An 18,544-nucleotide genomic window follows, 5' to 3' on the forward strand; every position below is an offset into this window, starting at 1 on the left:
TTCCCATGTTTGAAAGTTAAATAAGATGTTTTAACTATAAAAAAGCCTGATCGTTAAATCAGGCTTTTAATACATTATGTTTTAATCTTTAATTTTGATTGATAAGATTTTCAATAGCAATTTTCGAAATTTCAGGATTTGCTCCAGCCGATCCAGCGACTAAAGCACCAGTTGCGCAGGCAAAGTTTAAAGCATCTTGCGGCTCTTTATCCGTTAAAAGGAATGTTACTAAAGCACCTAAAAAAGAATCTCCGGCGCCAACTGTATCATCAACTTTTACAGTGTAACCTTTATTTTCATAAAGACGTTTGTCCCAAAGTAGTACAGCACCATCTTTTCCTCTTGTCACACAAATTGCAGTTGCATTGGTTAGCGAACAGATGAAGTTTATATTTTCTTCTAAAGTTGTATAAGGAGAATCTAAAGCAGCACTAATTTCAGCCAATTCTTCATCATTAAATTTGATGAAATTGGCAAACTGCATTAATTCAAGTAAAAGTTCATAATCGTAATGCGGTTTTCTTAAATTAACATCAAAAACCTTGTAAGTATGTGTATTCAATAATTCTTCTAAAGCCTGTCTAGAAACCTCATCTCGACAAACTAAGCTTCCGTAAATTAAAACATCAGAATTAACAACTAAATCTCTTGCTTCCTCATTTAGAACAATTTTGTCCCAAGCAGATGGATAAAGAATTTCATAAGCAGCAGATTTGCTTTCGTCTAAAGTTACATTCACTAATCCAGTAGGAAAATCATCAGATTTAAGAATAGTGTCTGTTTGCAAACCTAATTTTTTGATTTCATTAATAATTGCGTCGCCATTTTCGTCGTTGCCAACACAACTTATCATATTGGTTTCTGCTCCTAGAGCTTTCATTCGAAGCGCCACGTTTAATGGAGCTCCGCCAATTCTTTTTTCGTCGCCAAAAATGTCATACAATACCTCGCCAAAAGCGACAGCTTTAAGTTGTTTGTTACTCATTTAGTTTTCTTTTAATTTAATATTTGGGGCTTATAAAATCATTCTTAATTCGATAAAAATAAAAAACATTAGCGGTATGTGCAACCAAAAGGCAAGAAAGACAAAGTTTTATTAACTTTAAAATATCCGAAATTTCAGTATATATTTGCTTAGAAGTGCTTTTTTTAAAATGAAATATCTTAGAAAAAATGATAAAATGGATTAAAATTTTTGCAAGCTGTTTTGTCCTCTTCATTTTGATTTATGAAGCGAATTTTTATATCAATTTTAGAACGAATAGTTATTTAGCGGTTTATGGCGGACCTTTAAACCATTATAAAGAGGATTTTCTTTTATTATTGAATGATAAAAAAACAGGCGATAAACTCAATGTAAATATCCCGACTCCGTTTTCTAAAGGTGTAAATCTTTCTTTAGGAAAAAACACAGTCAAACTTATTAGTACAGATTCTAAAATTAGTTTTGAAAAAGAGATTTATTTCTATGGAATTTTCTCTTTTAATATAATTGAAGTTAGCTCTGATGAGATTTTTTTTAGAAGGTATTTTTCTGTTCCAGTTTTAGAATAATTTAATTAAAGAAGGTTACAAAGTACTTATTTAAATTTCACTACAAATTTTTTCTAACTCATTACAAAATGTAATTTTCTGTTTTCATTTTGTAAATTAAATAAAATTCAATGTTCTAAATTTGGTCAAAATGTAAAAATTACGACCATGGAAATCAATTTAATTTCAGAATCATTTTGGGGAAATAAAAAGAAAGTTTCTTTTTGGGAAAGGATATTTCGACGAAATAAATCTATTGATAAAGCGCTTACTACGCCAGAAATAATTGGTAAAAATTGTCAAGGTTTAGTACTGAAAAATGAAAATGTAAAATCGTTTCTTTTTTCTACAGATATGGCTCTGATAGAAAACAATGATGCCGATGCAATTCTAGCAGTTTATCCTTTTCCTCCTTCACCAAAAATTATCAAAACGTTGATTGATTTTGCAGGAAAACCAATTGTTTGCGGTGTCGGCGGCGGAAAAACAAAAGGTAAAAAATCGTTAGAAATGGCAATTTATGCTGAAGAAGTGGGCGCGGCAGGAATTATTGTAAATATTCCGTTTGAAAATAAAGACATTAAAAAAATAAGAGAGAAAGTTTCTTTACCAATTGTAGCAACCGTTACTTCGTCTGATTATAATTTTCTAAAAGGAAAAATTGACGATGGAGTTACTATTTTTCATGTTTCTGGCGGAGCAAATACCAGTAAAATTGTAAAAGACATTTCGGATAAATTTCCAGATTTTCCTGTAATGGCAACAGGCGGAAAAAGTTTAGACAGTATTAAAGAATCTATAAATTCTGGTTCTAGAGCAATTGTGCTTTCGCCGCCGTCCAACAAAGATTTATTTAAAACGGTAATGGACAAGTACAGAAGTACTTTTGGTTGATTTTTTAATAAAAAATCAAATTCTATAAGCTAGCGCGAGCGTCTCGCTCGCGAACGTAAAGCATATGCACGAGCGAGACGCTCGCGCTAGCTTAAAATTTTGTCAAAATCAAATCCCGCCATAACGAAGCGTTGATCCTAAAACCAACATTGCAACACCAATAGAAGTAACCGAAATAATTATAAGAGCTATTCTGTTAATATTCTTTTCATTTAAATTCGGAATCACATAAAACTGTGCACAAATTGCGCAGAAGAAAGTACAGAAAAGCAAAATCAATTTTATTGAAATCACTTTTTCAAATCCGTTTTTAAAGGCAAACCAAGTATCAATGGTAATGCCAAAATCGTATGCCATCCAAATTCCTGTAATGATTAATAAAGCTAGAGAAGACATGCCGAGAACTTCAAATTTCTTTTCAAAACTTAAAATGATATGCGGATCTTTTTTCTTTAAAGCTGTTGGTAAATAACAAATGGCAAGCAGTAAATGTCCGCCAACCCAAATCGTGGCGGCCAAAAGATGAATTATTAATACAAAATGATGTAAGGTCATAATGAATTCATTTTAAGTTTATTGCTCTCTAAAAATAACTTTTATTTTTGAAGTTGAGAAGTCTTTAAGTTGTATTTCTTTATTCGAACTATCTAGTTTTGAAAGCGTTGGAACATTATTCATAAAATGCTGAACATAATAATTTCCTTCAAAATTTTGTATTTCTAAATACTCAATCATCTTCGAAAAGTCATCTTCTGAAATTAAAGAAGAATGAAAAGTAGTACGCACTTCAAACGGAATATCTGATTGAATTAAAAGTTTTAGACTTTCTTCAAATTCAGAAAATAAGCCTGATTGCGTTAGTTTTTTAAAGGTATGAGGAAGACTTTTATAATCTAACGCGACATAATCAATTAATCGATTACGAATCAGGCTGTTCAATATTTTCGGGTTTGAGCCGTTTGTGTCAATTTTGACTGCAAATCCCATTGCTTTGATTTCTTTTATAAAATCAATTATTTTATGATGTAAAGTACATTCGCCGCCGCTTAAAACCACTCCGTCTAATAATCCTTTTCGGGTTTTTAGAAAATTCAAAATAGTTTCAAAATCTATTTTTCCTTTTCCTAAAACAATCTCTGGATTGTAGCAGTATAAACACCGCATATTACAGCCCGCAAACCACACTATGCAGGCCGTTTTATGCGGATAATCTAATAAAGTAAAAGGCGTGAGGCTAAATATTCCTTTAATAGATAATGGTTTCTTCGAAATGCTTGCGTTGTTGGTGTTCACCTTTTTTTCCAATATTAAAACTTTCTACAGGTCTGTGATATCCCATTACGCGGGTATAAACCAAACATTTGCTTCTTTCGTTTTTGTTTTCTGCTAAAACTTTATGCGTTTTTGTTTTCATAAGCCAAGTGTTTCTGATTGTTTTTTTGAAGTAAAATTTCGTCACATTTTGGGCAATATTCATGTTCTCCGTTCAGATAACCATGAATTGGGCAAATGCTAAAAATTGGTGTTACGGTTATGTAAGGCAGTTTGAAGTTGGTTAAAACTTTCTTTACGAAGTTTTTACAAGCTTCTGGACTGCTTATTTTTTCTCTCATATAAAGATGCAAAACTGTACCGCCAGTATATTTGCATTGCAATTCGTCTTGAAGCAATAAAGCCTCAAAAGGGTCGTCTGTAAAATCTACCGGAATTTGTGAACTATTAGTATAATAAATATTCTCATTTTGTCCTGCTTGCAAAATCTCAGGAAAACGCTTTTTATCTTCTTTTGCAAAACGATACGTTGTTCCCTCGGCGGGAGTCGCTTCGAGATTGTATAAATTTCCAGTTTCTTCTTGAAACTCTTTCATTCTTAATCGAATATGATCTAGAATTTCTGTTGCAAAATGAATTCCCGAATTGCACGTAATATTTTCTTTTCCTTCAGAAAAATTAATTACCATTTCGTTCATTCCGTTTACGCCAATTGTCGAAAAATGATTTCTAAAATGTTCTAAATAACGTTTGGTGTAAGGATACAATCCGCGGTCGTACATTTGCTGAATAAAGACTCTTTTCTTCTCCAAAGTCGATTTGGCGATTTTCAATAATTCATCCAAATGAGCAAACAAATTGATGATATTTCCTCTGTGCAGAAAACCCAAACGCGCCATATTAATCGTAACAACGCCGATGCTTCCCGTCATTTCTGCGCTTCCAAAAAGTCCGTTTCCTCGTTTTAATAATTCTCTTAAATCGAGCTGTAATCGGCAACACATACTTCGAACGGCATTGGGTTTGTATGCTTCTGGATTTTCGATTCGATTTCCTTTTTCATCCAAAATATATTGGCTTCCAATAAAATTCTGAAAATATGACGAACCGATTTTGGCTGTATTTTCAAATAACAAATCGACGTTTTCTCCATTCCAGTCAAAATCTTCTGTAATATTCACTGTCGGAATCGGAAAAGTAAACGGCTGACCATTTGCGTCACCTTCGGTCATAATTGTGTAATACGCTTTATTGATGAGGTTCATTTCTTGCTGAAAATCAGCATATTTTAAATCGACTAGTTTTTCAACGCCTCTTTTTTTAGCTTCTTCAATCAGATTTTTATCTTTTATTTTGAAGAATAAATGTTCGTTATTTTGTGTCGGAATCTGTTCTTTCAAATCTTCTGGAACATTCCAATCTAAAGTAATATTTGTAAAAGGCGATTGTCCCCAACGAGCTGGAACATTCAAATTATAAACAAAACTTCTAATTGCTTTTAAAACTTCTTGATAAGAAAGCTGATCTTTAAAAACATACGGCGCTAAATAGGTGTCAAAAGAACTGAAAGCTTGAGCGCCAGCCCATTCGCTTTGCAAAATTCCCAAGAAATTAGCCATTTGCCCTAATGCTTCTCTAAAATGAGAAGGAGGTCTGCTCTCGACACGTCCTCGAACGCCATTAAAACCTTCATTTAATAGCACTCGCAGACTCCAACCAGCGCAGTATCCGGTAAGACAATCCAAATCATGAATGTGTATGTCGCCATTCCTATGAGCAGAACCTTCTTCTTTATTATATATTTTATCCAGCCAATAATTGGCGATCACCTTTCCTGCGGTATTGCTGACTAATCCCGCATTAGAATATGAAATATTCGCATTCGCATTGATTCGCCAATCAGACTGGTTTATGTATTCTTCTACAGTTTGCGTGCTGTCTATGTACGTTGTATCATCGTTTAAACCATTAATGTGTTCGCGCTGTAATTTTCGAGTATGACGGTAAATAATAAACGAACGCATGGTTTGGAAATAGCCGTTTTCAAAAAGAACTCTTTCAATAATATCCTGAATTTCTTCAACAGGCCATGAATATTTGACTTCCAAACCAGAAAGCACAATTTTGTAGATCTTTTTGTCGAAAGGTTTATTGACACTTTGAAAAGCTTTTTGAATTGCATCTTGAATTTTATAAGCTTCAAAAGGCTTATAATCTCCATTGCGTTTTATTACATATTTTTCCATCATAAATATATTTACAGTACTTTTTCGAAAGTTTTTTCCAGTTCAATTACTTTTGGAAACAAGATATTATTCTCTAAATGAATGTGTTTTCGTAAATCTTTTTCAAATTCTTCCAGCATTGCAAAAGCAACTTTATAGGTATTGCAAGATTCTGTTGGCGGCGTGTAATTATTTGTCAGTGCCGCAATTCTTCTAAAGCGTTCACTTTCTACTTCATGATCTTGTTTCAATGTTGCAATCGGATTTTCAATACTTAAAAAAGGCGGTATATCTAAATCAGTTCCTTTGCTTTGTGCATTTTTCATTTTTATAATGAAAGGAAAAACAACTGTTTCTTCTCGATTTAAATGTGCTTTTAAATCCAAAAATGATTTTGAGAAAATTGTATGTATTTCATGTAATTCAGGATGAATAGCACCGTGAACACCAGCTAATTTGGTTAAATATTGAAGGATTATAGGCGCTTTTTCATTAATATATCTATGATGTGTTTTAGTGAGGTAATCTGCAATTACATCAACAGGCCAGGTTTTATAATCGAAAGATTGATTGGCGGTACTTCGTTTTGCATCTCGAATATATTCTATTAAAATAGCTTCTTCAATATCTCTTTTTTTGCAAACTTCTTCGATAGTTCTATATCCTTTACAGCAAAAATCAATATGGTATTTTGTAAAAACAGCGGCTGTTCTGAAATCATCTGCTACGATTTCGCCAATGGTACTTTTATTAGTTAGTTTCATAATGGGAGTATGTATAGATTAATTTTTGGTTCAGCACATTTGTTTGTTTTCTGCCTCTTTGCATTGGTTTATTATAAGTAAAGAAGTCGCAATCATATTTGAAAATTCTATAAACGGAATTGTAATTTCGTGCGATTCCGTAAGTGAAACAGCATAATTATGAAGCTCTTTTATTTTTATAAAAAACAATTCGGCATCGCGTTCTTCGTTGGTATAAAATGAAGTAACCAATTTTTGCAATTCTTTTTTTAATATTTCAAAAGCCATATAATCATCAACTCGATGTGCTTTTGGAAATTTTGGAATTAATATTTTCGATGAAAAAATAAATTCGGCAATGGTTTTATCTACATTTTCTGAAGCTTGATGTGCAAAAACCAAAGCTTCTAAAAGTGAATTTGATGCCAAACGATTTTTTCCGTGAAGTCCAGTTCTAGCGCATTCGCCAACAGCATAAAGATTTTTAATAGAAGTTGTAGCATTTTCATCAACTTTAATTCCGCCACATTGATAATGAGCCGCAGGAACAACCGGAATTAAATCTTTTTCAGGTTTTATTCCTAATTCATTACAATGCGCCGCGATTACTGGAAAATGAGTATAAAATTCAGCTTTATTTAAATGTCTGCAATCTAAGTAAACATGATTTTTTCCGCTCAATTTTAGTTCTTTATGAATGGCATTAGAAACCATATCTCGTGTAGCCAATTCACCTCGAATATCATATTTAAACAAAAATCTTTTTCCTTCGTCGTTTACAATATGAGCGCCAAAACCTCTTACGGCTTCAGAAATTAAAAACAACGGATTTTCTTTTCCAGTAAACAAAGCCGTTGGATGAAACTGCATATATTGCATATCTACAATTTCGGCTCCCGCGCGCGCTGCCATTGCAATTCCGTCGCCAGTTGCAATTTTCGGATTGGTTGTATTTTCAAAAAGCTGACCGCAACCGCCAGTGCTTAAAACAACAGTTCGTGTTCTTATATATTTGATTCGATTGTGTTTCTTTTCATAAAAAAAAGCTCCAGTACAGATCGTTTTATTCCGCTTCACTTCTGTATTCAAGTCAATCACCAGATGGTTTTCTAAAAGTTCAATGTTAGGCATGCTTTTGATGATTTTGAGCAATTTGCGCTCAATCTCTAATCCGGAGCTATCTTTATGATGTAATATTCTGTTTTGAGAATGTCCGCCTTCGAGTCCTAAATCCCATTGACCTTTTTCGTTTTTGTCAAAAGAAGTTCCAATTTCAATTAATTCCTGAAGTCTTTCTGGAGCTTGTTTAATAACCATATTAACAATTTCTTTGTCGCACAAACCGCCTCCAGAACGAAGCGTATCATGAATATGTTTATTAAAACTGTCTTTTATAAGGTCGGTTACCACAGCAATTCCGCCTTGAGCCAGTTGTGTATTGGTATTTTTAGCAGTTTTTTTCGTCATTATAACAATAGATAAATCTGGGCGTTTTTTTGCCGTTTTCATCGCAAAAAATAATCCCGAAATACCAGAACCGATGATCAATATATCTGTTTTAAGCATGTTATTTTGATTTTAGCGTTATTGCATTTTTATGATAATTCAAGCATTCTTTCAATTGGTTTTAAAGCTTCTATTCTAAGCTCTTCTGAAATCTTCATTTCCGGACTTTCATTTTTAAGGCACAAATACAATTTTTCAAGCGTATTCATTTTCATAAAAGCACATTCGCTGCAAGCGCAACTATTGTCTTCTGTGGAAGGAGCCGGAATCAGCGTTTTATCGCGTACCGCTTTAGAAAGCTCATGCAGGATACCGGCTTCTGTAGCCACAATGAAAACGGCAGCAGGATCCGTTTTAATAAAATTAATAATGCCCGAAGTAGAACCGATATAATGCGCCACTTTCAAAATATGGCTTTCAGACTCAGGATGCGCTGCTATTTTCGCATTCGGATTTTTAGTATAGATTTCAATTAATTTGTCTAATGAAAAGGCTTCGTGCACTACGCAAGAGCCTTTCCATAAGACCAAGTCACGTTTGGTTTCTTTTTTGAGATAATTACCTAAATTCTCATCTGGAGCAAATATGATTTTCTGTTCTTCGGGAATTGACCCGATTATTTTTTTTGCATTCGCCGAAGTGCAAACCAAATCGCTCATGGCTTTTATTTCGGCAGAACAATTGATGTAAGTCACTATAATATGATCGGGATATTGTTCTTTAAACACTTTAAAATCTTCTGGATTACAGCCATCTGCAAGCGAACAACCAGCTTCCCAATCTGGTAATAATACTTTTTTATTTGGGTTTAAAATTTTAGTGGTTTCTGCCATAAAATGAACTCCAGCAAAAACAATAACATCAGCATTTGTCTGTTGCGCTTTTTTAGACAATTCAAGGCTATCACCGATAAAATCTGCTATTTCCTGGATTTCTTCATTTTGATAATAATGAGCCAGAATTACAGCATTTTTTTCTGCTTTTAATCGGATGATTTCCTGTCTTAAAAAATTTTTGTCCATTTTTAAAAGTTGATGGTATTTCTAATTTTAATACGGTAAATGTATTATCATCATTTCTTTCAAAACATGATTCAAATCATACTCTTATATATTTATTTTTTTATTTTATGCAGTCGAGAAGTCTTTGGAAAAAAGCATTAAATAAAAAAAAGCTGCAACTCATTGGAGCTACAGCTTTTTATTAATTAGGATGTTTTTATTTCTTTCTAACTAGAAAAATTTAAACCTTTATTTTTAAAACTCACATAAAGTTCTTGTCTTGCTAAACTTATTGTTTCTTCGGTTCTGTAAATACTGCACCAGAATTTAATAAGTAATTTATATTTTCCATCAGAAATAGAACTGTAATAAATTTGCGATGGTTTTGAATTGTTTACCAAAGGAAGATTAGTCAGTGTTTTGTTTACGATAGTATTTATTTCTTGCGGAATGGTTTCTCCGTTGATTTCAAAAGTAATTTCGACCAATTTAAAATTATCTGTATAAGTCCAGTTCGTTATATTTTGAGACAACAAATTACCATTCGGAATAATAATTTCGGCACCATTTGGCGCATTGATCTTGGTTGTACGAAGTCCCATCGATTTTACACGACCCGATTCTGAACTTATCTCGACAACATCGCCAATTTGGATTGGTTTATCAAAAATCAAAATAATTCCCGATACAAAATTATTTACAACATTCTGAAGTCCAAGTCCGACACCGACACCTAAAGCCCCTAAAAGAATACTTAATTTGTCTAAAGGCATTCCAGACGCGGCAACTGCGAGTAAATAACCGCTGATTAAAACAACCAATCGTGTAATCAGTAATTTTGAATGCTGTCTTTTATTAATATTTTCTTCGTTTTCATCGTCAATTTCACCAAAGAAATACGCCACGTATTTCTGTAATAAATGTGCTGCCCAAATGATAATAAAGAATAAAACAATATTTCCAAGTGTAAAAGTAATGCTTCCAATTGTGTTCGGATGGCTTAATAAAGAAGCTAAAGAAGCACGAAGCGATTCCCAAATATTTAGATTAGAAGCAATCACAATCAGCCACATATAACTGATTACGATGATGAAAGGTTTTTTAAGCGTGTCTGATAAACTTTCGTAATCAAACATTTTTTCAATTCCTCTTTTAACTCTTGTTGTATAAATCTGCAATAAGATGATTTCTAGAATAATCTTCAATAAAACGCTTAATGCAACAATTTGAGTTAAAGAAATAAATGCCGTAAGACTTAACATATTGGAAAGCGAAACTCTTCCGAATAAATTGTAAAGAATCGATAAAACATTTAATCCGATAAAAAGAATGCTAGCCCATTTAAAAAAGCCTTTTATATACAATTCATCTTTAAGTGTTTTAATCTGAACTAAACCGTATCTAATTCCTAAAAGATTAATTGCAACAAAAGCAAAACGCTGTAATAATCCGATTGTGATAAATAAATCTAGGAAGCAAAGCGCAAAAAATAATCCTAAAAGGAAAAGCCAATTTCGCATAGAAACTCCCGACCATTGATTTTTAAAGAGAATAGTCAAAACCCCAAGAAGGAAAAGCTGTAATAATTCTAAAAATAGAGCAGGAGCATATAAATTAGTAACTACCGCAATGTTTAATGCAATTACTAAAACGGGCAATAAAACACCTCGATTTAAGTATTTAAAGTTTAAAAGTGAAAGGCTTTCGTAATAATTGTTTTCTTTTAAATATTTTATATTTCGAGAAATGTACCAAAACAAAAGTCCCATAAAGAAAGCCAGAGTAATCAATCCGCCAGCTTTGTAACTTAGATAATAAGCGGCAACATTTTCTTCAATTATGATTTTGGCTTTAATGTTGTGCGTTACTTTTTTAGAAACGGCAGAATCTCCAATCTGCCACAAAGAAGGATATTCTTTTTTGAAAATACTGATTCCTGATTTTTCCAGTTTACTTTCGACAGTAACCAAAGCATTCGAAACAGCAATTTTTCGCTCAACAGTAAGTCTTTTTTTATTGTTTAAAGTAGTTTGGTTTTTAGTCATCAAACTATCAGTGGCAACATATCTTTTTCTAAGATTTGCAAATTCTTTTTTGAATTGCTGACGACGGATCGTATCTTTTATCAAAGTCATTAAAGTCTTATCTTTTCGAAGTTCGATAACACGACTTTTGATTTTTTCGAGACTTAGATTTCGCTCATTAATAGCTTTATTCTGGTCTTCTAATTCTTGTTCAATTTCTTGAAGAACAATGCGATACATTTGTTGGTTACGCACATTCGGATTCGCTCCTTTTAAACTTTCAAGAATTAAATTCAGTTTACTTTCGGTACGTTTCATTTCGCCAAAAAGATGGCGTGTATCACCGGCAAAATCAATGTCATTATAGGCAGATTCTAATACTTCTCCGGCTTTTTCGATTGCCATTAAATAATCGCTGTCGGTAGCTGTAGTATCGTTAAATAAACGTCCGCGATTTTCTTTTTTGACCTGTTTCTGTTCTTGAGCGTAATTAGACTGCGAAAAGAAAAAAACAAAAAATAAGGATAGAAAATAAAAAGTTCTTTTTAGAAAAATCATAATGTAAAGGGCTTATTTAGGGAGCTCAAATTTAATTGTTTTTAGAAAACTTTCGGTTACTAAATATTAAATTTAAGTAAGTTCAAAACGCTTTACATTACGGGTTTATTTTATGAATTTCTCAAAGTGATTTCTTTTCTTATTTCTTTTAAAGAATTAGAATTGACGATGATAATTGGAACCATCGAAAAAGGAACTACAAACAAAGCCGAAAAGCCTTTTTTTGTAAACAAAAATATAACGGCAATCAATAAAATTATATTCAAGGCAACTAAAGAATAAATTGCCGCCTGAATCATTTTCTCTTTTTTCTGTAATTCTTCAAGAGTCATTTCGCTTGGTTTCTTTGCTTTCATTTTATATTTTTACGTTAGGATTTTCACAAAGATTAGTAAAAAAAATCTCTAAGACAACAAGTCAGAATTTTTTGACTACATAATAAATTTCATGGAAGAAATCGAAACTTGTCCCGCGCAAAGGCTTTTAAAAATGTTATCTGGTAAATGGAAAGCAGAGATTTTTCGCTTGGCATTAGAATCTCCATTACGTTTTAATACTTTGTTGCGACAAATTCAAGGTTCTAACAAACAATCTTTAGCAACTGCTTTGAAAGAACTGGAAGAAGAAGGGCTTTTAGAAAAAACAACAATTAAGTTGAAACCGCTTCATATCGAATATAATTTAACAGAAAAAGGAAAAGCTTTGATTCCTGTTTTTCAGCAATTAGAAGGATTGTCATAACTTAAAATTGGTTTAAATCATTAAATTTTATATAATTTAAGTTAAATTTGCCTTGTGCAAAAACGAATTATCTACATATTTATTTTTCTAATCGCTTCAAACAGCAGTTTTGTGCAGCAATTTTATAAACTGCCAATACTGATTGAGCATTTTCAAGAGCATCAAAAACTGCAAAATGTAAGTTTTATAGATTTCTTGTCGATGCATTATTGGGGAGAAGATTTAAATGATAATGATGATGATCGCGATATGCAGCTTCCTTTTAAAGTTATTGGCAGTAGTTCGTTTCATTTAGTATTTATTTTAGACGACAAAGATTTACTTCCAACTCCATTTAATTTAGATTTACCACAATCAAAAATTCCAACTTACAGATCCGATCTTTTTTCAGATCCGAATTTGTTATCTCTATTTAGACCTCCAATTGCATAATTAATTTTAGAATTTTTTGCTGTGGCTGAGACGTTTCGTTTTGGTCGCTCATTTATTATTTTTTAATTAATATAGTATGCTTAATAAAGTAATTCAGTTCTCAGTTAAGAACAAACTGGCGATTGGAATCTTTACACTGCTGTGGATTGTCTACGGCGTGTATGAGGTTACGCAATTGCCAATTGATGCCGTGCCCGACATCACTAATAATCAGGTGCAAATTATTACAACAGCGCCCTCTCTTGGCGCAGAAGATGTAGAAAGGCTAATCACTTTTCCGATCGAACAAGCAATCAGTAATATTCCACATTTAAAAGAAAGCAGAAGTATTTCTCGTTTCGGACTTTCGCTTGTAAGCGTTGTTTTTGAAGATGATGCCGATGTATATTGGGCTCGACAACAAATTACAGAAAGGCTTCAACAAGTAGAAATTGACCGAAATGCCAATGCGCCAGAAATGGCTCCTGTAACAACTGGTTTGGGAGAAATCTATCAATATGTTTTGAAACCCGTAAAAGGTTACGAAGAAAAATATTCTCTAGAAGATTTAAGAACCATTCAAGATTGGACGATTAGAAGACAACTTCTAGGAACTCCAGGAATTGCAGATGTTTCGACTTTTGGAGGGAAATTAAAACAGTATGAAATCGCAGTAAATCCTGCGAGATTAAAAGCGCAGAACCTCACAATTACTGAGGTTTTTTCTGCTTTAAATAATAGTAATGAAAATACGGGCGGAGCTTATATTGAAAAAGGTCCAACGGTTTCTTATATTAGAAGTACGGGTTTAGCAAAAAGTATTGAAGATATTGAAAACATTGTAGTTAAAAGTACGCAAGGCGGATTACCGATTTTAGTGAAAGATGTGGCAAACGTCAAAATTTCTTCTGCCATTCGTTACGGTGCATTGACCACAGATGAATTTGGAGAATCTGTTGGTGGAATTGTGATGATGTTAAAAGGTGAAAATGCCAATAATGTCATTGTCAATGTAAAAGACAAAATTGCTCAAATTGAGAAGATTTTGCCAGAAGGGTTAAAAATCGAACCTTTCTTAGACAGAACCAAAATGGTAGACAACGCCATCGGGACTGTACAGAAAAATTTGATTGAAGGTGCTTTAATCGTCGTTTTGATTTTAGTTTTATTTTTAGGAAATCTTAGAGCGGGTTTTATCGTAGCTTCTGTAATTCCGCTAGCGATGCTTTTTGCCATTATTATGATGAATACTTTTGGCGTAAGCGGAAATTTAATGAGTCTTGGCGCATTAGATTTCGGATTAATTGTTGATGGAGCTGTAATTATTGTTGAAGCGATTCTGCATCATCTTCACAGTTCAAAAAAATACAAAACTGTAGATACTATTTCGCAAGACGAAATGGATAAAGAAGTTTCAGGATCGGCTTTCCGAATGATGAACGCTGCGGTTTTTGGACAAATAATTATTCTAATCGTTTATCTGCCCATTCTTTCTTTACAAGGAATTGAAGGCAAGATGTTTAAACCAATGGCGCAAACTGTTGCATTTGCCATTTTAGGAGCTTTTATTTTGTCATTGACTTATGTTCCAATGGTTAGCGCTTTATTTCTAAGTAAAAAAATAAGTCATAAAAAGAACCTTTCGGATCGAATTATGTCACGATTAGAAAATGCTTACGAAGGCTGGTTAACAAAAGCTTTAGGCATTAGAAAATCAATTGTTATTGCGGCATTTGTACTTTTCGGCATCGCTGTTATTTTATTCGGAAGAATGGGAGGAGAATTTATTCCGCAGTTAGAAGAAGGAGATTTTGCTGTTGAAACTCGATTATTATTAGGAACAAATCTTTCAACAACAACCGAAACTATTGAGAAAATTTCGAGAGAATTAAAGAAAGAATTTCCAGAAGTACAGCAAGTCGTTTCTAGAATTGGAAGCGCCGAAATCCCAACCGATCCAATGCCAATTGAAGGTGGCGATATGATTATTGTTTTAAAAGACAAATCAGAATGGACAAGCGCTTCGTCGTTTCCTGAATTGGCAGATAAAATGACCAAAACCGTTAAAAGAATTGCGCCTGGCGTTACAACTGGATTTCAATTTCCTGTTCAAATGCGTTTTAACGAATTAATGACGGGAGCCAAACAAGATTTGGTTTGTAAAATTTACGGAGAAGATCTTCAAAAGCTTTCAGAATATGCTGAAAAGTTGGGTTCAATCAGTAAAACGGTTCAAGGCGCGGCAGATTTATATGTAGAAAAAGTGACCGGAATGCCACAAATCGTAATTGATTACAATTGGGCAGAAATGGCAAAATACAGTTTGCGCGTTGCCGATGTTAATACGACAATTAATGCAGCTTTCGCCGGAGCTGTTGCCGGAAGTATTTATGAAGGTGAAAAACGTTTCGACATGGTGATTCGTGTGGAAGACAGCGGCAGAAAAGGAATTGAAGATGTTCGAAATCTTCTGATTGCAACGCCGTCTGGAATGCAAATTCCGCTTTATCAAGTAGCAAATGTTGAAGAAGTTGAAGGTCCGAATCAGATTCAGCGTGAAAATGCAAAAAGAAGAATTATTGTCGGATTTAATGTTCGAGGAAGAGACGTTCAGTCGATTGTAGAAGAATTGCAGCAAAAAGTAAATCAGCAGATTAAATTTGATCCGGGTTATTACATTACTTATGGAGGTGCTTTTGAAAATCTTCAGCAAGCAAAAGCGAGATTGGGAGTTGCTGTTCCAGCGGCTTTATTAATGATTTTTGCTTTATTGTATTTTGCTTTCCGATCTTTTAAAGAAGGAATTATCATTTTTACGGCAATTCCGTTATCTGCAATTGGAGGCGTATTTGCTTTAGGATTAAGAGATATGCCTTTTAGTATTTCTGCCGGAGTTGGATTTATTGCCCTTTTTGGAGTAGCAGTATTAAACGGAATTGTTTTAATATCCGAGTTTAATCGAATTCAAAAACAAGGAGAAATTACAGATCCTTTTCAAATCATTTTATTAGGAACTAAAAACAGATTGCGTCCCGTTTTAATGACCGCAGCTGTGGCTTCTTTAGGATTTCTTCCGATGGCTTTAAGTAATGGAGCAGGAGCAGAAGTGCAGCGTCCGTTGGCAACTGTAGTTATTGGCGGATTGGTTACGGCGACACTTTTAACGCTTTTTGTACTTCCAGCCATTTATTTAATGACCTATCACGCTAAAGGCTTTTCTAAAAAAAGAAAAAAACACATGAATAATCTAACCATTTTATTGAGCATTCTTTTTATTGGGAATGTAGCAAAAGCACAGGAATTACCAATTTCGCTTGACGAATCAATTTCTATCGCCATTCAAAATAATAGAATTGTTAAGTCGGCAAAGTTGAATGAACAATCTAAAAGTTATTTACAAAAATCGGCTTACAATATTCCGCAAACGCAGATAGATGCCGATTATGGACAATTTAATAGTATTAAGAACGATACAAGATTCGGAATCAGTCAGACTTTTGCTTTTCCTACCGTTTACAGCAATCAGAAAAAAGCTTTGAAAGCCGATTTCAACAAAGCAAAAACAGAAGTGCAATTGACATCACAAGAAATTAAAACTCGTGTTCGAAATATTTATTACGATTATTTGTGGTTGAATAGCAAAAAAGAACTTTTGGTTTATGCCGATTCTATTTACAGAATTATGGAGAAAAAATCGGATTTGAGATTTAAAGCTGGAGAAGCCAATGTTTTAGAAAAAAGTGCTTCGCAATCTGCCAGACAATTTTATAGTAATCAATTGCTTATGGTAAACAGAGATATTGAAATTGCTATAAATTCATTTAATGCTATTCTTCAAGATAAAGTTGAGTATAGTCCGAAAAAAGAAAAACTGAAAGCAGTTTTAAATCATTCTTCAATAGAAAATCTTAAAACAGAAAGCCTTCCATCTGTTCAGCGTTCACAATTTGAATCGGAAGCTGCAAAATGGAGATGGAAAACGGAAAGTGCCAAAATGCTTCCTGAAATTACTTTAGGATATAATAATCTAAGTATTATTGGAAATCAGACCAATGCTTCGGGTCAAGAGGTTTATTACGGAAGCAGACAAAGATTTAATTATGTAAATGCTGGACTTTCAATTCCTGTATTTTTCGCAAGTCAGTCGGAAAGAAAAAGAGCAGCAAAAGCAGAATATGAAAGTTTTGTAGAACTTTCTGAAGCCGCTAAAATTGAAGTGAAAACCAATATCGAAAACGCCGATAGAGAACTAAAAAAATATCAAGAAAGTTTGGAGTATTATGAGAAAGACGGTTTAAAAAATGCTCAAACTATTATTGAAGCTTCTAGCAGTCAGTTGCAAAATGGAGATATTGATTATCTGCAATGGGTTTTGGTAGTTAACCAAGCTATTACGATAAAAAGTGAATATCTAGACGCATTAAATGCTTACAATAAAGCAGTTATAACACTGCAAAATCTTAATAATATCTAAAATGAAAAAATATATTGGAGCGTTTTTAAGCGCTATTTTCTTGATTTCTTGCGGAAATAAGAAAAATGAAGAGAACAAAAATACTGAGGTCAAAAATATCAATATCATTAAATTAAGCGCTGAACAGATTAAAAATGCTGATTTACAATCGGGTAATCCAACGGTGAAAAATGTAAAGGAGATTTTACAGCTTAATGGAACGGTTACAGTTCCGCCAAAAAGTGTAATCAGTATTAGTATTCCGTTAGGAGGTTATGTAAAAAGCACCAATTTGATTGCCGGAATGAATGTGCAAAAAGGAGAAGTTTTAGCTGTTTTGGAAGATATGCAGTTTATCGAATTGCAGCAAAATTATCTAATGGCAAAAGAAAAGTTCGATTTGGCTCAAAATGAACATAAAAGGCAAAAAGAATTGAATGCAAATAAAGCGGCGAGCGATAAAGTTTTGGAACAAATTACGACCGAAATGAGAACACAACGCATTACAATGTCTTCATTAGAACAAAAATTAAATTTATTAGGAATTAATGCTAAAACGTTGAATGTTGGAAACATTAGCAAAACAATAAAAGTAGTTTCTCCAATAAATGGCTTGGTTTCTAAAGTGAATGTCAATATCGGAAAATACGTAAATCCGACCGATATGCTTTTTGAATTGATTGATAAAAAAGATATCGTTTTGACTCTAAATGCGTTCGAAAAAGATGTCGCTTCACTTTCTATCGGACAAACTGTTGTGGCGTTTACAAATACTTCGGAAAACAAAAAATATGCGGCTAAAATTGCTTTTATAAATCAAAGTTTGAACGGAGATAGAGCCGCAGAAATTATTTGTCATGTAAATGCTTATAATCCTGCACTTTTGCCTGGTCTTTTTATAAATGCTGAGGTTGAAGTTGAAAATCAAAAAGCATTGACAGTTCCTGAAGATGCTGTGGTGCGTTGGCAAGGTAAATTTTACGTATTCACAGATATTGGAAACAACCAATTTCAGATGACTGAAGTAAAATCTGGAGTTAAAAATGAAGGGTTTTCACAAATTAGTTCCGATGCGATTTCTAGTTCTTCAAAAGTAATTGTAAAGAATGCTTATACGCTTTTAATGTCGGCGATGAATAATGATGAGCAATAGTTATAATTAGAAATAAGCTTTCATAAATAA

The 18,544-nt window shown here is 33.2% G+C and carries 16 protein-coding genes; 6 read left to right on the forward strand and 10 right to left on the reverse strand.

The features are described from left to right. Positions 1–88: 88 nt before the first annotated feature. A complete protein-coding gene (locus tag NYQ10_RS09580; RefSeq protein WP_289880313.1) occupies positions 89–985 on the reverse strand; it encodes a carbohydrate kinase family protein in 897 nt (298 codons plus the stop codon). Between the two features lie 188 nt (positions 986–1,173). On the opposite strand from NYQ10_RS09580, the gene NYQ10_RS09585 reads away from it, so the two are divergent. Both NYQ10_RS09585 and NYQ10_RS09590 read left to right on the forward strand, forming a co-directional pair. Next, positions 1,174–1,554 (forward strand): hypothetical protein, encoded by a 381-nt coding sequence (locus NYQ10_RS09585; protein WP_289880316.1) that lies wholly within the window; start codon positions 1,174–1,176, stop codon positions 1,552–1,554. A gap of 147 nt (positions 1,555–1,701) precedes the next feature. Next, complete coding sequence (locus NYQ10_RS09590; RefSeq protein ID WP_289880318.1) at positions 1,702–2,427, forward strand: hypothetical protein; 726 nt, start codon at positions 1,702–1,704, stop codon at positions 2,425–2,427. A 108-nt stretch (positions 2,428–2,535) separates the two neighbouring features. Here the strand turns inward: NYQ10_RS09590 and NYQ10_RS09595 are convergent, their stop codons facing one another. The 9 genes from NYQ10_RS09595 to NYQ10_RS09635 form a co-directional block, all read right to left on the reverse strand. Next, positions 2,536–2,982: a copper resistance protein CopD gene (locus tag NYQ10_RS09595; RefSeq protein WP_289880320.1), complete on the reverse strand. Its 447-nt coding sequence runs from the start codon at positions 2,980–2,982 to the stop codon at positions 2,536–2,538. Between the two features lie 18 nt (positions 2,983–3,000). Further along, complete coding sequence (locus tag NYQ10_RS09600) at positions 3,001–3,720, reverse strand: anaerobic ribonucleoside-triphosphate reductase activating protein (protein ID WP_289880322.1); 720 nt, start codon at positions 3,718–3,720, stop codon at positions 3,001–3,003. Beyond that, positions 3,674–3,841, reverse strand: a complete 168-nt coding sequence (gene nrdD / locus NYQ10_RS09605) for an anaerobic ribonucleoside-triphosphate reductase (RefSeq protein ID WP_289880323.1) — start codon at positions 3,839–3,841, stop codon at positions 3,674–3,676. Before nrdD ends, NYQ10_RS09600 begins: the two co-directional genes overlap by 47 nt. After that, on the reverse strand, positions 3,822–5,945 hold the full coding sequence (locus tag NYQ10_RS09610; RefSeq protein ID WP_289880325.1) for a ribonucleoside triphosphate reductase: 2,124 nt from the start codon (positions 5,943–5,945) through the stop codon (positions 3,822–3,824). Before NYQ10_RS09610 ends, nrdD begins: the two co-directional genes overlap by 20 nt. A gap of 11 nt (positions 5,946–5,956) precedes the next feature. After that, positions 5,957–6,688, reverse strand: a complete 732-nt coding sequence (gene ric, locus NYQ10_RS09615; protein ID WP_289880327.1) for an iron-sulfur cluster repair di-iron protein — start codon at positions 6,686–6,688, stop codon at positions 5,957–5,959. Positions 6,689–6,718: 30 nt separating this feature from the next. Continuing rightward, positions 6,719–8,233, reverse strand: a complete 1,515-nt coding sequence (gene nadB / locus NYQ10_RS09620) for an L-aspartate oxidase (protein ID WP_289880329.1) — start codon at positions 8,231–8,233, stop codon at positions 6,719–6,721. Between the two features lie 29 nt (positions 8,234–8,262). Next, complete coding sequence (gene nadA, locus NYQ10_RS09625) at positions 8,263–9,195, reverse strand: quinolinate synthase NadA (protein ID WP_289880331.1); 933 nt, start codon at positions 9,193–9,195, stop codon at positions 8,263–8,265. A 206-nt stretch (positions 9,196–9,401) separates the two neighbouring features. Then, positions 9,402–11,756, reverse strand: coding sequence for a mechanosensitive ion channel family protein (locus tag NYQ10_RS09630; protein WP_289880332.1), 2,355 nt, complete (start codon positions 11,754–11,756; stop codon positions 9,402–9,404). 110 nt (positions 11,757–11,866) lie between these two features. Continuing rightward, complete coding sequence (locus NYQ10_RS09635; RefSeq protein ID WP_289880334.1) at positions 11,867–12,112, reverse strand: redox-active disulfide protein 2; 246 nt, start codon at positions 12,110–12,112, stop codon at positions 11,867–11,869. 91 nt (positions 12,113–12,203) lie between these two features. On the opposite strand from NYQ10_RS09635, the gene NYQ10_RS09640 reads away from it, so the two are divergent. The 4 genes from NYQ10_RS09640 to NYQ10_RS09655 all read left to right on the forward strand — a co-directional run bounded on the left by NYQ10_RS09640 (position 12,204) and on the right by NYQ10_RS09655 (position 18,514). Beyond that, entirely contained in the window at positions 12,204–12,497 is a 294-nt protein-coding gene (locus NYQ10_RS09640) for a winged helix-turn-helix transcriptional regulator (protein ID WP_289880335.1), read from the forward strand. A 54-nt stretch (positions 12,498–12,551) separates the two neighbouring features. Further along, positions 12,552–12,929 carry a hypothetical protein gene (locus tag NYQ10_RS09645; protein WP_289880338.1) on the forward strand — a complete coding sequence of 126 codons (378 nt, stop codon included), beginning with the start codon at positions 12,552–12,554 and terminating at the stop codon, positions 12,927–12,929. 76 nt (positions 12,930–13,005) lie between these two features. Further along, on the forward strand, positions 13,006–17,382 hold the full coding sequence (locus tag NYQ10_RS09650; RefSeq protein ID WP_289880339.1) for a CusA/CzcA family heavy metal efflux RND transporter: 4,377 nt from the start codon (positions 13,006–13,008) through the stop codon (positions 17,380–17,382). Between the two features lies 1 nt (position 17,383). Beyond that, positions 17,384–18,514: an efflux RND transporter periplasmic adaptor subunit gene (locus NYQ10_RS09655; RefSeq protein ID WP_289880342.1), complete on the forward strand. Its 1,131-nt coding sequence runs from the start codon at positions 17,384–17,386 to the stop codon at positions 18,512–18,514. Positions 18,515–18,544: the final 30 nt, after the last annotated feature.

Source organism: Flavobacterium johnsoniae (genome assembly GCF_030388325.1).
Lineage (GTDB): Bacteria > Bacteroidota > Bacteroidia > Flavobacteriales > Flavobacteriaceae > Flavobacterium > Flavobacterium johnsoniae_C.

Bases quoted from the DNA above. Each gene is read 5' to 3' on its own strand.
- NYQ10_RS09640 (WP_289880335.1), top strand. From the start codon at position 12,204: ATGGAAGAAATCGAAACTTGTCCCGCGCAAAGGCTTTTAAAAATGTTA.
- NYQ10_RS09650 (WP_289880339.1), top strand. From the start codon at position 13,006: ATGCTTAATAAAGTAATTCAGTTCTCAGTTAAGAACAAACTGGCGATT.
- NYQ10_RS09585 (WP_289880316.1), top strand. From the start codon at position 1,174: ATGATAAAATGGATTAAAATTTTTGCAAGCTGTTTTGTCCTCTTCATT.
- ric (WP_289880327.1), bottom strand. From the start codon at position 6,688: ATGAAACTAACTAATAAAAGTACCATTGGCGAAATCGTAGCAGATGAT.
- nrdD (WP_289880323.1), bottom strand. From the start codon at position 3,841: ATGAAAACAAAAACGCATAAAGTTTTAGCAGAAAACAAAAACGAAAGA.
- NYQ10_RS09655 (WP_289880342.1), top strand. From the start codon at position 17,384: ATGAAAAAATATATTGGAGCGTTTTTAAGCGCTATTTTCTTGATTTCT.
- NYQ10_RS09580 (WP_289880313.1), bottom strand. From the start codon at position 985: ATGAGTAACAAACAACTTAAAGCTGTCGCTTTTGGCGAGGTATTGTAT.
- nadB (WP_289880329.1), bottom strand. From the start codon at position 8,233: ATGCTTAAAACAGATATATTGATCATCGGTTCTGGTATTTCGGGATTA.
- NYQ10_RS09595 (WP_289880320.1), bottom strand. From the start codon at position 2,982: ATGACCTTACATCATTTTGTATTAATAATTCATCTTTTGGCCGCCACG.
- NYQ10_RS09635 (WP_289880334.1), bottom strand. From the start codon at position 12,112: ATGAAAGCAAAGAAACCAAGCGAAATGACTCTTGAAGAATTACAGAAA.
- NYQ10_RS09590 (WP_289880318.1), top strand. From the start codon at position 1,702: ATGGAAATCAATTTAATTTCAGAATCATTTTGGGGAAATAAAAAGAAA.
- NYQ10_RS09630 (WP_289880332.1), bottom strand. From the start codon at position 11,756: ATGATTTTTCTAAAAAGAACTTTTTATTTTCTATCCTTATTTTTTGTT.
- nadA (WP_289880331.1), bottom strand. From the start codon at position 9,195: ATGGACAAAAATTTTTTAAGACAGGAAATCATCCGATTAAAAGCAGAA.
- NYQ10_RS09610 (WP_289880325.1), bottom strand. From the start codon at position 5,945: ATGGAAAAATATGTAATAAAACGCAATGGAGATTATAAGCCTTTTGAA.